Source organism: Methylocystis sp. Uni0008, assembly GCF_056838045.1.
The window spans coordinates 1,782,386-1,795,774 of sequence record NZ_CM166370.1 but is presented as its reverse complement, the minus strand read 5'-3'; the positions used below and the strand labels follow the sequence as shown (position 1 = coordinate 1,795,774).

The 13,389-nt window shown below is 62.4% G+C and carries 12 protein-coding genes; all 12 read right to left on the bottom strand.

Going from position 1 to position 13,389, the window contains the following annotated elements; genetic code table 11:
* Positions 1-17: 17 nt before the first annotated feature.
* Positions 18-311 (bottom strand): hypothetical protein, encoded by a 294-nt coding sequence (locus AC0X69_RS08755; protein ID WP_482613063.1) that lies wholly within the window; start codon positions 309-311, stop codon positions 18-20.
* The gene (locus AC0X69_RS08750; RefSeq protein WP_482613062.1) at positions 308-949 is read right to left on the bottom strand and encodes a cytochrome c oxidase subunit 3; all 642 of its coding nucleotides are present in this window, start codon (positions 947-949) and stop codon (positions 308-310) included. The genes AC0X69_RS08755 and AC0X69_RS08750 overlap by 4 nt, the downstream gene beginning before the upstream one ends.
* Positions 942-2,555, bottom strand: coding sequence for a cytochrome c oxidase subunit I (locus tag AC0X69_RS08745; protein WP_482613061.1), 1,614 nt, complete (start codon positions 2,553-2,555; stop codon positions 942-944). Before AC0X69_RS08745 ends, AC0X69_RS08750 begins: the two co-directional genes overlap by 8 nt.
* Positions 2,552-3,514 carry a cytochrome c oxidase subunit II gene (gene coxB, locus AC0X69_RS08740; protein ID WP_482613060.1) on the bottom strand — a complete coding sequence of 321 codons (963 nt, stop codon included), beginning with the start codon at positions 3,512-3,514 and terminating at the stop codon, positions 2,552-2,554. Before coxB ends, AC0X69_RS08745 begins: the two co-directional genes overlap by 4 nt.
* Positions 3,511-4,296 carry an SCO family protein gene (locus AC0X69_RS08735; protein ID WP_482613059.1) on the bottom strand — a complete coding sequence of 262 codons (786 nt, stop codon included), beginning with the start codon at positions 4,294-4,296 and terminating at the stop codon, positions 3,511-3,513. The genes coxB and AC0X69_RS08735 overlap by 4 nt, the downstream gene beginning before the upstream one ends.
* Before the next feature lie 383 nt (positions 4,297-4,679).
* Entirely contained in the window at positions 4,680-5,714 is a 1,035-nt protein-coding gene (locus AC0X69_RS08730) for a hypothetical protein (protein ID WP_482613058.1), read from the bottom strand.
* Entirely contained in the window at positions 5,711-6,142 is a 432-nt protein-coding gene (locus AC0X69_RS08725; protein ID WP_482613057.1) for a c-type cytochrome, read from the bottom strand. The genes AC0X69_RS08730 and AC0X69_RS08725 overlap by 4 nt, the downstream gene beginning before the upstream one ends.
* Before the next feature lie 50 nt (positions 6,143-6,192).
* On the bottom strand, positions 6,193-6,729 hold the full coding sequence (locus tag AC0X69_RS08720; RefSeq protein ID WP_482613056.1) for a DUF3341 domain-containing protein: 537 nt from the start codon (positions 6,727-6,729) through the stop codon (positions 6,193-6,195).
* Positions 6,726-8,129: an NrfD/PsrC family molybdoenzyme membrane anchor subunit gene (gene nrfD, locus AC0X69_RS08715; protein WP_482613055.1), complete on the bottom strand. Its 1,404-nt coding sequence runs from the start codon at positions 8,127-8,129 to the stop codon at positions 6,726-6,728. Before nrfD ends, AC0X69_RS08720 begins: the two co-directional genes overlap by 4 nt.
* Positions 8,126-10,999: a TAT-variant-translocated molybdopterin oxidoreductase gene (locus tag AC0X69_RS08710; protein ID WP_482613054.1), complete on the bottom strand. Its 2,874-nt coding sequence runs from the start codon at positions 10,997-10,999 to the stop codon at positions 8,126-8,128. Before AC0X69_RS08710 ends, nrfD begins: the two co-directional genes overlap by 4 nt.
* Positions 10,987-11,640 carry a cytochrome c3 family protein gene (locus AC0X69_RS08705; RefSeq protein WP_482613053.1) on the bottom strand — a complete coding sequence of 218 codons (654 nt, stop codon included), beginning with the start codon at positions 11,638-11,640 and terminating at the stop codon, positions 10,987-10,989. The genes AC0X69_RS08710 and AC0X69_RS08705 overlap by 13 nt, the downstream gene beginning before the upstream one ends.
* Positions 11,641-11,760: 120 nt before the next feature.
* Positions 11,761-13,035: an MFS transporter gene (locus tag AC0X69_RS08700; protein ID WP_482613052.1), complete on the bottom strand. Its 1,275-nt coding sequence runs from the start codon at positions 13,033-13,035 to the stop codon at positions 11,761-11,763.
* Between the last annotated feature and the right edge of the window lie 354 nt (positions 13,036-13,389).

Sequence of the window (13,389 nt, the reverse complement as noted above, 5' to 3'; positions counted from 1 at the left end):
AGCGAGGCCGCCGGGTCTCAAGGCGCGGCGATCACCGTCGGGTAGAGCGTGCGCGTCAGAGGATCGAGACTGCCGAGGCCCAAAAGGATCACAAGCCAAAGCGCCGCCGCGGCAGCGAACAGCCAGACGGTCGCGCCCTCTCGCCCCAGGTCCATGAGTCCGAACGCGGCCACGCCGACCATTGTCGCCGCGACGACGGCGACGCCGGCGCGTCCCCACCCCGGAAAGGCGAAGGTCGCTGCAAGCTCCGCGGCGAGCAGCGCGAACATCAGCGACGCGACCGCCAGAAGGCGAATGACGGCCGCTGTCATGTCGCGCGTCCGATCAGATAGATCAGCGGAAAGAGAATGAGCCAGACGATGTCGACAAAGGTCCAATAGAGGCCGACGACGCGGACCGGCGTGTGACGCTCGGCCGTAAATTGTCTCGCTCGCACGATGATCCAGGCGATGAGCCCGAGCCCCACGACGAGATGCAGGCCATGCAGAGCCGTGCTGAAAAAGTAGAACGTGAAGAAGAGTTGCGCGCCGCTTCTCGCGGGACCCTGAATGGCAAAATTCACGCCGGGAAATAGACCTTCCTTGAGATCCATCCGCCATTCCACGCCGAATTTGAGGCCGAGGAAGGCGGCGCCGAGCGCACAAGCGATCAGCAGCGAGATCACCATCCCGCGACGGCGGCCCAAGCCGATATACGCCAGTGCGACGCCATAGGCGAAACTGCTCGCGATCAGCAGCGCCGCGTTCGTCAAGCCGATCATCAGCGCCGTCCGTCGAGCGGCGGCGTCGAAGGCGCTCGGATCGGCAAGGCGAGCAAAGATCCACGCCAGAAAGATCGGGCCAAAGAACAGCGCCTCGGTCGCGAGGAAAAGCCAAATTCCGGAGATCGCCGTTTCACGCTGATGTTCGGCGCTGGCGAATTGAAATTCATGAGCGGCGGCGTCACTCATGGGCGGCGGCCTCCATCTGCTTGTACTGATAAGGCTCTTCAGTGACCGTCGGCGTCACGGGGAAATTCTCCGTCGGCGGCGGCGATGGCGTCGTCCATTCCAGGCCGGTGGCGCTCCATGGATTCGCCGGCGCGCGTTCGCCATAGAAGAGCGACCAGGCAAAATAGCCGAGCGGCAGAAGATAGCCGATAGCGAGCACCAGCGCGCCGGCGGAAGACAGCAGGTTCAGCGGTTCGAATTGCGCCGGGTAGGCGAAATAGCGCCTCGGCATCCCGAAATATCCAAGCAGGAACTGCGGAAAAAAAGTGACGTTGAACCCCACGAACATGATGATTGCCGCGGCGCGTCCCCACATCTCCGGATAGAGCCGTCCGGTAATCTTCGGCCACCAGAAATGCAGGCCGGCGAAATAGGCGGAAACCATGCCGCCGACCATCACATAATGGAAATGCGCGACCACGAAATAGGTTTGCGTCAGATGAACATCGGCGGCGAGCGCCGCGACGAAGAGGCCGGTGAGGCCGCCGGTGGTGAACAAGCCGATAAAGCCGATCGCATAGAGCATCGGCGAGTCGAAATGAATGTAGCCCTTATGCATCGTGCCGATCCAGTTGAAGACTTTGATGGCCGACGGCACCGCGACCATGTAGCTGAGGAGCGAAAAGACGAGCGCGGAATATAGCGAGGCCCCCGCGACGAACATGTGATGGCCCCAGACGAGGAAGCCGATCACGGCGATCGCAATGCTTGCCCAAACGACGAATTTGTAGCCGAAGAGCTCCTTGCGAGAGAACGCCGGGATGATCTCGCTGATGACGCCAAAGCCCGGCAGAATCATCACATAGACCGCGGGGTGCGAATAAAACCAGAAGAGATGCTGAAACAGCAGCGGGTCGCCGCCAATCGCCGGATCGAACACACCGATCCTGAAGATGCGTTCAAACGCGAGCAGCAGCAAGGTCATCGCGAGCACGGGAGTCGCGAGCACAAGGATCACGCTCGTCGCATAGAGCGACCACAGGAAGACCGGCATTTTATACCAAGTCATGCCTGGAGCGCGGAGCTTGTGAATAGTGACGATGAAATTGAGCCCCGTCGCGATCGACGAAAATCCCGCTATGAAGATGGCGACGACAGCCGCAACCACATGCCCCTTCGAGAAAAGAGAGGTGAGCGGCGTATAAAAGGTCCAGCCGGTATCGACGCCGCCGACGACGACGGCATAGAGCGCGACGAAGCCGGCGACCATGAACAAATACCAGCTCAGCAGATTGAGGCGCGGAAACGCGAGATCGCGGGCCCCGAGCATCAGAGGCGTCAGAAAATTTCCCAGCGTCACAGGCACAGCGGGAACGAGGAAAAACCAGACCATCAATATGCCGTGCATCGAGAAAAGACGGTTGTAGGTCTCTGCCGATCCGAGCAGGCCATGCGAAGACATCAAATTGTAGCGCATGAGAAAGGCTGCCAAGCCGCCAGCGAAGAAGAAGAAGGTGATGGCGACGAGGTAGAGAATGGCGATGCGCTTGTGATCCGTCGTGAGCAGCCAGCTGCGCAATGTATAGCCATCTTCGAGATAGGAAACCTGCGGCGCTGAATGCGTCATGTCCGGCCCCCGGATTTCAGCGATTTGATATAGGCGATGAGCCGCAGCACTTTTTCTTCGCTGATCTGGCCCGAGAAGGACGGCATGATCAGCGGATAGCCCGCGACAGGCGTCTTGTCGGGCGTGAGGATGCAGTCGCGGATGAATTTCTCGTCGGCCGTTACGGTCGCGCCGGTCTGCAGTTTGACCGGGCGGCCGAAAAGCCCTGCTAGCGCCGGCGCGGAAATCCCCGTCGTCTCGGGTGAACCTCCGACGCCGCCGTCCCCGTGACAGCCGCTGCATCCATGTGCGGTGAAGAGTTCCTTCCCGGCCGCCGCCATGTCTTCGCGTCCGCCCGTCGGCGCATCGCCAGAAAGCCACTTCTCGAAATCCGGCTGCGACATCGCGATGACCTTGCCCGTCATCGTGTAATGTCCAACGCCGCAGAGCTGGGTGCAGAAGAGTTCGAACGTCCCGGGGATCTCGACCTGGAACCACAGGGTCTCGTACCGGCCCGGCAGGACGTCATGCTTGATGCGAAACGCCGGCACGGAGAAATCATGAATGACGTCCTCCGACGTCATCACCAGCTGGATCGGCCGACCAACCGGAATGTGGAGAGCGTTGATTTCGCGCTGACCGCCGAGATGTTCGACCTTCCACATCCATTGCTTGCCAACGACATAGAGCTGCAACGCGTCGGCAGGCGGCTGGAACAGGCGCACGTAGAGGTCGCCGCCCCAGATAAACAGGCCAAAAAAAACCGCGAGAGTGGCCGCGGTCCAGCTGATCTCGAATCCCCATGTCTTCCCAGACGGCGCGCCGCGATGGGCGCGGCTCCCGGCACGGTAGCGAACCATGTAGAGAAGGATGAGCCCGAAGACGAGAGCAAGCACGGCGCAGGAGACGAGCAAAAGGGCGAGAATCAGAAAGTCGACTTCACGCCCCTCCACCGTCGCGCTCGGCCAGTAGCCATTCATGCCCGCGCCCCTTTCCGGAACTCGCGGTAGATCATTGCGGCGAGCGCAAGCGCGGCGACGAGGACGCCGAGGCGCAAGAATTTGATGATGGCGAATGTGTATCGGCCGGTCGACGAATCGAAGTCGAAACAGAGCAACAGCGCAGGCGACCCGCGTGACTCAATGTTCTGCTCGGCGGCGGCGGTAATAGCGCGCGCCATCTCTTCGGGTGAGGTCCCGATGCCGGATAGATAGCTGGAGACGACGCCCTGCGCCGTGACGATAACTGCGCCGATCGGATGAACATAGGTCTGCGATCGCGCGCCGCCGCGATAGGAATATCCGACTGCGTCGGCCAAAGCGCGGATGTCCGCCTGCTTCCCTGTGAGATAGTGGAAGTCATCAGTCGCGCCGCTCGGAGACGCCGCGGCGAAGTCGATGTCACGCGCGCTTCGTGCGGCGTCGAAAGTTTCCTGCGGATCGATGCTGACCGCGACGAACACATAGTCGGCGCCCGCCGACAGGCCGGCCTTCTGCGCGGCGCGCAATGTTGCCAGCCGCGTCATGCCGCAGAGCTTTTCGCAATGGAAATAGCCGAATACGAGAATGATCGGCGCGCGATTGAACAATTCACCAATACGAACGCCATGTCCGTCTCCATCGAGGAAGGCGTTTTCGGACGGAAGGCGCGCGCCGAGTTTCTTCTCGTAAGCAATCCCCGTCGTGTTTGGCGTTTGTTGCGCATGGACCGGGGGAAAGGGATTGAGAAGCAGCAACGCCGCCAGCGTAAGGAGCAGCTTCATTTGCATTCTCCTTCAGCGGCTGAGCAGCGCTCGGCCAGTCAGAAATGCCCTGCTGGGCGATTTTCCGCATCGCGACGTCGATCGGAATATGCGCAAGGCCTTTCGACTGATCGATCCAGCCGTCGCTGTTCAAGCGCGCCAGTTCGCGCCGGTGGAAGTCCGCCCAGTCTTCGCCAGGATTGATCTGCAGCCGCGGTTCAGGATAAGGCGGCAGTGGCGCATTGAGCGTCCTGTCGACAAGCGAGCCCGGGTAGATGGCCAACGCCATAATGGCGAGGGAAACGACGCCGAGGGTCGTGGAGACGAAACCGATCGCAATGAAGCGGCCGCCGACATCGCTTACTTCGTGCGAAGCTGGCGCAAGGTCATCCTCCTGCATTGCGCTAAGCCTCAACCATATTCCAAATCCGTTTTGTCCACCGCGACATCACGGACGACGTGCAGAACATCGCCAGCAGGGCGGAAAGCGTGAGCAGCGCGATTACCCCTGATTTAGCGCCGGCGGCGGGGGCGACTAGCCAGAACTGATGAAGAATTCCGCCCAGGATTGTCGACGCGGCGGCGAAACCCAGGGCTTTCGGCGAGCGTTGCGCTCTGTTCGAAAGCAGCGCAAAAAAAGGCGCGATGAAATGCGTCAAGACAATCACCCAGGCGATCATGTCCCAGCCCTGCCGCCAGCGTGGGAGATACCAGGCGACTTCATGCGGAAGGTCCGACTGCCACACGATCAAAAGCTGCATGAAGGCGAGATAGCTCCACAGGAAGATGAAGGCGAGAAGCACCCGGGCAAGCTGGCGTAACGCTTCGGGGTCTGGAGCAGATGAAAAGATCAGCGCGAGTATCGCGATGGAGAGCGAGAGCGCGCCGATCTCGCTTATGAATACAAGACCGAACAGGCTGGACGAGAAATTCGGATCAAGCGACATGATCGCGTCGATGACGGCGAAGGTGGTGGTCAGGGCGAGAGCGATGAGGCCAGCCGGCGCAATCCGCGCGAGTTCCCTGCGGTCGTCAGCCGCGCGCGCCATGAGCGCCGCTAGAATAAGCCAGATCAGCATATAGATCACGCCGCGCAGCACGAGACCGGGGGCGTTGAGATAGATTGCGTTGTGAAATTGCGCGGTGCCCTGCAGCCAGGGATATATTTGATGCGCGGTCAGCGCGTAAGGAATGACAAAGAGCGGGAGCAGAAACGCGCTCCTCACGCCAGCCGCGAGAACATCGTGAATGGCGTATCCCCAGCGTCCGCCCGTCAGCGCATGGATCAGCGTCAGCGCCATTGCGCCGAGCGGCCAAGCGATCCATACGCTGATCGCAACCAGCCAGGCAAAGCCGAAACTCGTCGGAGCCAGGGTCCAGCCGAGAAACGCTCCGGCATATCCCGCTGCGCCCGCCAGGATCATGAGAATGCGGCTCATCGCGCAGCCTCCCCTTTCGACGCCGCAAGATCCGCCGCGGACGCATTCTGACTCTTCTGCAAGGCTCGGATGTAAGCGGCGATCGCCCAGCGGTCAGCCGGCGGGACGCGCGCCGCATAGGAATACATGGCGCCGTGGCCTCGCGCGATCACATCGACGAAGTGACGCGTCGGCGCTTTCAGCAATCGCTCGCTGTCATAGGAAGGCGGCGCAGGGAAGCCGCGCTGGACGATCATGCCCTGGCCGTTGCCAAGTTCCGAATGACAGGGCGTGCAGAAAATCCGGAAGCGCTGCTGTCCGCGCTCGACCAGCGCGAGCGTCAAAGGCGGCGCGGGCGGTTCGCGATACAGAAAGGCGACGACGTCCGACGGCGTCTGTGCAGGACCGACGAGCGGAGAATAGCTGCGCTGCTTCGGCTGGTTGCTCATGTCGCTGCACGCGGCCAAAGCGCACAGAGCGATGATGGGGGAGACCCGCGTCACAGCTCGACCTCTTCGATCGCGCGGGCGCCGCTACTCTGTTTCAGGAGTTCCCGCGCCGTCGTCAGGGCCTCGGAATTCGCCGTGCGCAGGATGATCACCCAACGATCGATCATCGCGTCCCGTATCGCTCGGGTCTCGTCGACCCGGTCGTAATAGCGCAGGAAACCGCAGAGCGCGCCCGCGCCGATAATGGTGGTGAGCACGACGGCGAGAAAGCCGGCTTCGAAAGCGATGGGAATGAACGACGGCCAGGAAAACGGCGGCCTGCCGCCAATATCCAGGGGATAGGCTTTGACGTTCGCATAGGTTTGCAGTCCGAAGGACGCTGCGCCGCCGAGAAGGCCCATCGCCAGCGCCATTGCCGGGAGCCGGGTCCGCATCGGCGGTTCGGACGGCGGAACAGGGCTGAAGAGCTGTGCGTCGCCGACATCGGCGTCATCGAGCCGCGCGAGCGCCGCGAGCGCAGCTTCCTCGGAGAGGAAAGACGCTGTCAGTGCGTTCGGCGTCGCCCGCGCCTCGGCCACGGCGCTCATCTTTCGCGCTCCGCATTGCGCAAGATCACTTCGCGCATCTCGAACATTGAAAGCGTGGGCAGCAGGCGAATGGCGACCAGGAAACCGGCGATGAAAAGACCGATGGTGCCGAACAACGTGAGCCAATCCCAGATCGTCGGCGTATAGCCGCCCCAGGCGGACGGCAGATGCGTGTGGCGCAAGCTCATCACGACAATGACGTAGCGCTCGCACCACATCCCGACGATCACGACGAGGCTGATGGGAAGAACAAGCATCTCGCTAAGCCGGACTCGGCGCCACCACATCAGTTGCGGAGCGAGCACATTGAAGAGAATGGTCGCCCAGTAGACCGGCGCCAGCTCGCCCGTAATCTTGTTGATGAAAAGCCGCTTCTCGGCGGCGTCCGGCCCATAGAAGGTCGTAAACGCCTCCATCAGATAGGCGTAACCCACGCACAGACTGCTCGTCAGCAAGAGCTTGCCGAGGATGTCGAAATGGCGGCCGGTGATGAAATCCTCAAGCCCGAGCAGTCGCCGCAGCGGCACAACGAGCAGCATCACGCTCGCAAAGCCGGACAACAGGGCGCCAAAAACGAAGAAGGGTGGAAACTGCGTTGAATGCCATCCGACGGTCGCGGCGCCGGCGAAGTCGAGGCCGACGATGCTGTGCACCGAAATCACGAGCGGCGTCATGACCGCGGCGAGCAAGCCATAGCCGACACGGTAGTAGCGCCAGTCGTTGCGCGAGCCTCTAAAGCCCAGAGCGAGCAGACCGTAGAAGCGGCGCTTGAGCGGAGTCACGGCCTTGTCGCGCATCGTCGCGAGATCGGGGACAAGGCCGAAATACCAGAAGAGGATGGAGGAGATGACGTAGACGAGGATCGCGACGAAGTCCCAGAGCAGCGGGCTGCGGAACTGCGGCCAGAGGGTCATGGTGTTGGGATAGGGGAACAGCCAGTAGAACAGCCACGGCCTGCCCAGGTGCAAAACCGGATAGATCGCTGCGCAGGCGGCGGCGAAGACTGTGATGGTCTCGGCGATTCTGTTGAGCGCGCTACGCCATTCCACTTCGGCGAGATAGAAGAGCGCCGAGATGAAAGTTCCGCCCGACGCGATCGCGATCCACCAAACATAATTGATGATCGCGAAACCCCACACGACGGGCCAGTCGACGCCCCAGACGCCAACGCCGGCATAAAAGAGCCAGCCGCTGGCGACGACGAGAACAAGCACGAAGAAAATCGCCGCGCTGAGGCTGAGCCTCCACCATAAGGGCCATTTCTCCTGCAGCGGCGGCGCGGATATTTTCTCAGTCAGTGTCGATATGGTCTGCTCGGGCGCCACGATCGGATCATTGGCGCGCGGCCGCCTGCCTCTCGCGGAGACATCGAGCGTCGACGCTGCCTGCCACACCGTCATTTCTGTGTCTCTTTCACGGGCTCGACGTTGAAAATGTGCGCTTCATAGGTGACGCGCGGCCTGGTGTTCTGATCGGCGAGCAGCGCGTAGGACAGCGGTCCGGCGCGACGCGCGGCGACTTCGCTTCCTTTCTCCGCAAGGTCGCCGAAAGTGAACGCCTGCGTCGGACAGGCTGCTTCGCAGGCGGTGACGACCGCGGACGCCTTCCCGTCCTCGCGATCGGCGACGATGCGCGCGGCGGCGATGCGCTGCAGGCAGAAGGTGCACTTCTCCATGACGCCGCGCGCGCGCACGGTGACCTCGGGGTTTCGCGACTCGATTGCGCGCCGCTCCTCGCCGGCGAAGTCAAAGTAATTGAAGCGGCGAACCTTGTAGGGGCAATTGTTCGAGCAGAAGCGCGTGCCGATGCAGCGGTTGTAGACCATGACGTTGAGCCCTTCGGCGTCATGCATTGTCGCGCCAACCGGACACACCGGCTCGCAAGGCGCCTCCTCGCAGTGCATGCAGAGAACGGGCTGAAAGTTGACTTTCGGCGACTCGGGCGATCCATCGTAATAGCGGTCGATGCGCAGCCAATACATTTCGCGCTCGCGCAGCATCTCCGCCTTGCCGACGACTGGAATATTGTTTTCCGCCTGGCAGGCGACCACGCAGGCGCTGCAGCCGATGCAGGCGTTGAGGTCGATGCTCATGCCCCAGGCGGCGGGACCTTCCGGCCGCCATTCATAAAAGGATGGCTGTGGCTCCTGGTCTCCTCGAACGAAGCTGGGATCTCTGAGGAACTGCGACAGCACGCCATGGCGCGCATAGACGCCGCCTTCGTCGAAGATCGTAGAGTGGTGCTGCGTGCTCGCCAGCTCTTCCGTTGCGCCGGTTTTCTGAATGTCCGCAGAGCCGCACGATCGACCGGTGAACGCAAAGAAATCGACGCCGATATTCTGCCCGACCGGGCCTGCGTGGCTTCTGCCGAATCCAAGGAGCGCAACGACGCAGTCGTTCGACTGACCCGGCGCAATGACGATCGGCGTCGTCGTATGCACGCCGTCAACGGCGATCCGAACGATGTCGCCGTCCGTCAGCGACAGCTGGCGGGCGCGTTTGGCCGATATCATCAGCGGATTGCCCCAGCTGATCTTGGTCAGCGGCCGGGGCAGTTCCTGGAGCCAGGGATTATCCGCGTAACGCCCGTCGAGGAGATAGGGATCGGGGCGAAGCAGCAGGACCGTCGCGCCTGTGGGCGGATCGGGAAGTCGCGCGCGCCCCGCAGCGTCGCGCAGCGGCCGTCGGCTCGGGGGACCGGCGCTACTGGGGATGACGCCTTGAGCCAGCGCGTCGGCCCAAGCTTCACTGCCGAGCTGATCCTTCCACGTCTGCCGCACGAGATCGAAGTCGCTCGGCGGATCAGGTCGAAGCAGCAGTCCCAATACGCGATGCGGGTCGACGCCCTGATAGAGGGGCAGCGCTTGCGGCTGCATGACGCTCGCCGTGCCGTCGAAAGCGCGCGCGTCGGTCCAGCCCTCCCAAGGATGAATCATCGGCGTGGCCCAGAGCGATGCGGCCGTTGTTTCGTTTGTCGTCGTGCTGAGGCAGAGGCTGAAATCCACGCGACCCAGAGCCTCCGCGAAGCCGAGAGCGCCCGGCGCGGCATAGGCCGGATTGCTGTCGATGATGAGCAGGGAGCTGACCCGACCCGCGCGCATATCTTCTACGAGCGCGCCGAGGGAGAGGGATTCGTCCGACGACGCGAGCATCGCGGACTCGAGCAGCGCGTAGGTGGCGTCGCGTCCGCCGAGCGCCTCGTTCATGGAGGATACGAGCGCATGCGCTTCCGGCGAGTGATCTGGTCCCAGGTGAATGAAGGCGCGGCCGCGATTGGCTTTGAGATCCGACGCGATCCTTTCGAGCCAGGGCGGACCTTCCACGCTCGGCCCGCCGAGCAGCGCGCCGGAGAGCGCAAGCAGGATCCGGTGGGATTCTCGCGGTCCGGCGATGAAGCGCTCATCGGCGACGACGCCGGTAAGCGACGGCGTGGCTTCTATCGCGTAAAGTCGGTTCATCTTCGCGCGCGTCGGATTGCGTCGCGCCGCAAATTCGCGCGCTATGCGCAGATGACCCGGCGCGGCGCTCAGGAGATCGCTGTCGATGGCCAGAATGACGTCGGCGTTCTTAAGTTGCGGCTTGAGTTCAAGACGCGCGCCATAGGCCAGCGCCATGCCTCCTTCGACGTTTTTGCGCCCGATCGCCTCCCAATGCAGCCAGCGAATCTGCGGATAGGAATCACGAAGCGCGCGGAGCTCCGCGCCCAGCGTCGGCGATGTCGAAGCGCCGGTCAGGATCACGAAGCCTGCGCCGCCAGTCGCCGCGAGTTTATCCCGCTGCTCGCCGAGGGCCTGCTCGAGCGCCGCTCGGCTTCGCGGGAGATTGCCTTGCGTCACGCCCCAGGAACGGCGCGGATCGTAGAAGTTGAGGAGTTCAGCCTGCGCCATCGGGCTCGTCGCGCCGAGGCTCGCCGGATGAAAGGGATTGCCTTCGACTTTGATTGGCCGTCCCATGAAATGTTTGATGACGGTTCCGGCGGCGTAGCCGCCCTCGATATGCGCGCTGCTGTAGTCGTCGGGCGCGCCCGGAACCATGCCCGGCGGCATGCGAACGGCGGGAGTGAGATGTCCTTCGGGCGCGCCGTCGCATCCGCCGAGGCCCGCGCCCGCGAGCGCCAATGAGGCGGCCATCAGCGCCAGCGCCTGCCGGCGATCGCGCGGCGCTGAAAGCGCTTCGCCCAGCATCGGGAATTCCCGCCCGACGCGCGACAGGAATTCCGCATCCCGCGCCAGTTCCTCCAGACTACGCCATTGCCCATTCACCTGTGACATATCGAACAGTCCGTCAGGTTTCTCTGCGGAACGCCATATTGGGCGAGCAGGAGTTCGGGCGCCGGCGTTGACTCGTTGCGCGTCCAGTCAGTGTCGTAGATCTTGTCCTTTGGCCTTAAATGCGGGCCAGGATCGCGATGGCAGTCGAGACAGAACTGCATCGTCAGCGATTTGGCCTTGTAGGTGAGCGCCATATTGGCCACGTCGCCGTGACAGCTCGAACAGCCGACCCCTTTGGCGATGTGAATGCTGTGGTTAAAGTAAACGTAGTCCGGAACGTCGGTGACCCGCCGCCAGACGACCGGCCGATTTTCCTTCAGACTGTTGCGCACCGGCTCCAACAGCGCGGCGTTGGTCCAGATCTGCGAATGGCAGCTCATGCAGGTATAAGTAGGGGGCATGCCTGCGTTGGCGGAAACTTCGACTCCGTTATGACAATAGCGGCAGTCGATCCCCAATCCGCTCACGTGATGTTGGTGGCTGAACGGGACCGGTTGGGCAGGCGCCCAATTCACGCGTCGCGCATAATCGCTGTGCGGCCAAAGCCAAATAGCGAGTAGAAAGGCCACGAGCGCCAGCCCCAGAATGAGGAGTGCAAGCGATGCCCAGAAATTCGCGGCGGGTCGAAAGACTGAGCCCATGAACCGCTCCGCTTCCGCCAACGCCTCGCTTGGCGGTGCGGCTAGATCCAAGCTTACAACTGGTTCAGCACGCGCCTGCGGCAAGCGCTCGACGATCGCATCGAAGCGTTCAGTGGGAACTCACAGTTTGGTCTGCGCACGTGCGAAACGCGCGAAGAGGCAGCTGGCGATCAATCCCAAAATCGCGAACAGGGCGACGGCCCAAAACACGCGATTGTGTCCGGCGGCCCCAGGCCACTCATCGAGCAGATAGCCCATCAGCGGCCCCATGAAAATGTCCGGAGCGAAGCCGACGACCGAGACGAAGCCCACCACGATCCCGGTATGCTCTACTGGAATTTGGGTGTCCTGCATGATCGCGAAATACAAGCCGCGCAGCCCGAATACCCCGGCGCCGCTGAGAACGATCGTCAAGAGGAACGCCCAAACCATGCCGGCTCCAAGGGCGCCGGAGGCGAGTATGAAACTGCCGGCTGCGAGCAGCGCGAAGCAGACGACCGTCATAATCGTCGCGCCAATACGCTCAGCAAGATAGCCGACGCCAATGGCCGCAAACGGTCGTATCCAGAGCGATGTGACGCCGGCCCGCGCTGAGTCCACCTCGTCAAGTCCGATGACCTGGTGCGCATACAACGAAAAGTCATCGATTGCTTTGAATCCGACATAGGCGCAGAGAATGATTGCCGCCTGAAGCCAGACGGATGGCATGGCGAACATGCGAGCGGCGCCGCTTATCGACATGTCGCTTGATGACGGCGCGTTGCGCTCCGGCAGCGCCAGCCAGATCAGCAGGGCGGCGGCGCAGGTCATCGCGGACAGCGCCACGATGATCAGTCGCAATGAGTCCGTGCGCTGTGCGAGACTTACCGTTTCGCCGTCTGTCGGCAGCGCCGCGGCGAAGAGAATCACCATGAACGACGCCATGACGGCGGCCAGCGCGCCTCTGCCGCCTTCGAGCAAGCCAAAGGCGCGGCTTTGTGAAGAGTCGAGCCCCCACTCACGCGTGGCGCGTATCAACGGCGCCCAGAAGAGGGCGATCGTGGTGACGCCCCAGTAGCCGTACAGCAGCGCAAGCGTCGATGGGGAAGGAATCGCCGTCATAACGGCGCCGCCGGCGGCGGTCGACGTCAATGCGACGATCAACATCGTGCGCGCCGGAAAACGATCAGCCAGCAGGCCGCCAAGTAAATACGCCGCCACTGCGATCACCCCGTAAACCGCATAAGCGGCGCCAAGTTCAAAATTGGTGAGGTGAAAGACTTCGAGAAGCGTCGGTCGGAAGACGCGCGCCAATACGAACGGCAGCAGAAAAACCGACTCGCCGGCGATGATCAGCGCTGCGAGCGCCAATGCTCGCCGGTGCGCTTGTGTCCCGCCAACAGTCATGCCGGGCATGGGCGAGCAGCATGTCCGGGCTTCGCCTCGAACAGAACGCCTCTGTGGCAGGGAGCGTGATTTTGCCGGCCCTCCTTCATGAGACGTCTGAGGCGCATCGCTTCGACCATAGGCTTGTCATTTTTCCCTAAGGCTCCAATTATTCGTTGTTTTGGGTCGGAAGCCAAAGCACATCGAGATTGCTTCCAGGCGTACGCTCCGCCGGCTTCGGCGGAGCGTCGAGGCGCGGCCCATGTATCGAAAAAGGAGATCGGAATGCGCTCTATCTTGATGGCGTTGGCGACGGCTGGGTTGTTTAGTCTGTTCCTAAGCGCGGCGCCCGCGACTGCAGCGCCGGCGAACGGCGCCGCAATC

Bases quoted from the DNA above. Each gene is read 5' to 3' on its own strand.
- AC0X69_RS08755 (WP_482613063.1), bottom strand. From the start codon at position 311: ATGACAGCGGCCGTCATTCGCCTTCTGGCGGTCGCGTCGCTGATGTTC.
- AC0X69_RS08750 (WP_482613062.1), bottom strand. From the start codon at position 949: ATGAGTGACGCCGCCGCTCATGAATTTCAATTCGCCAGCGCCGAACAT.
- AC0X69_RS08745 (WP_482613061.1), bottom strand. From the start codon at position 2,555: ATGACGCATTCAGCGCCGCAGGTTTCCTATCTCGAAGATGGCTATACA.
- coxB (WP_482613060.1), bottom strand. From the start codon at position 3,514: ATGAATGGCTACTGGCCGAGCGCGACGGTGGAGGGGCGTGAAGTCGAC.
- AC0X69_RS08735 (WP_482613059.1), bottom strand. From the start codon at position 4,296: ATGAAGCTGCTCCTTACGCTGGCGGCGTTGCTGCTTCTCAATCCCTTT.
- AC0X69_RS08730 (WP_482613058.1), bottom strand. From the start codon at position 5,714: ATGAGCCGCATTCTCATGATCCTGGCGGGCGCAGCGGGATATGCCGGA.
- AC0X69_RS08725 (WP_482613057.1), bottom strand. From the start codon at position 6,142: ATGAGCAACCAGCCGAAGCAGCGCAGCTATTCTCCGCTCGTCGGTCCT.
- AC0X69_RS08720 (WP_482613056.1), bottom strand. From the start codon at position 6,729: ATGAGCGCCGTGGCCGAGGCGCGGGCGACGCCGAACGCACTGACAGCG.
- nrfD (WP_482613055.1), bottom strand. From the start codon at position 8,129: ATGACGGTGTGGCAGGCAGCGTCGACGCTCGATGTCTCCGCGAGAGGC.
- AC0X69_RS08710 (WP_482613054.1), bottom strand. From the start codon at position 10,999: ATGTCACAGGTGAATGGGCAATGGCGTAGTCTGGAGGAACTGGCGCGG.
- AC0X69_RS08705 (WP_482613053.1), bottom strand. From the start codon at position 11,640: ATGGGCTCAGTCTTTCGACCCGCCGCGAATTTCTGGGCATCGCTTGCA.
- AC0X69_RS08700 (WP_482613052.1), bottom strand. From the start codon at position 13,035: ATGCCCGGCATGACTGTTGGCGGGACACAAGCGCACCGGCGAGCATTG.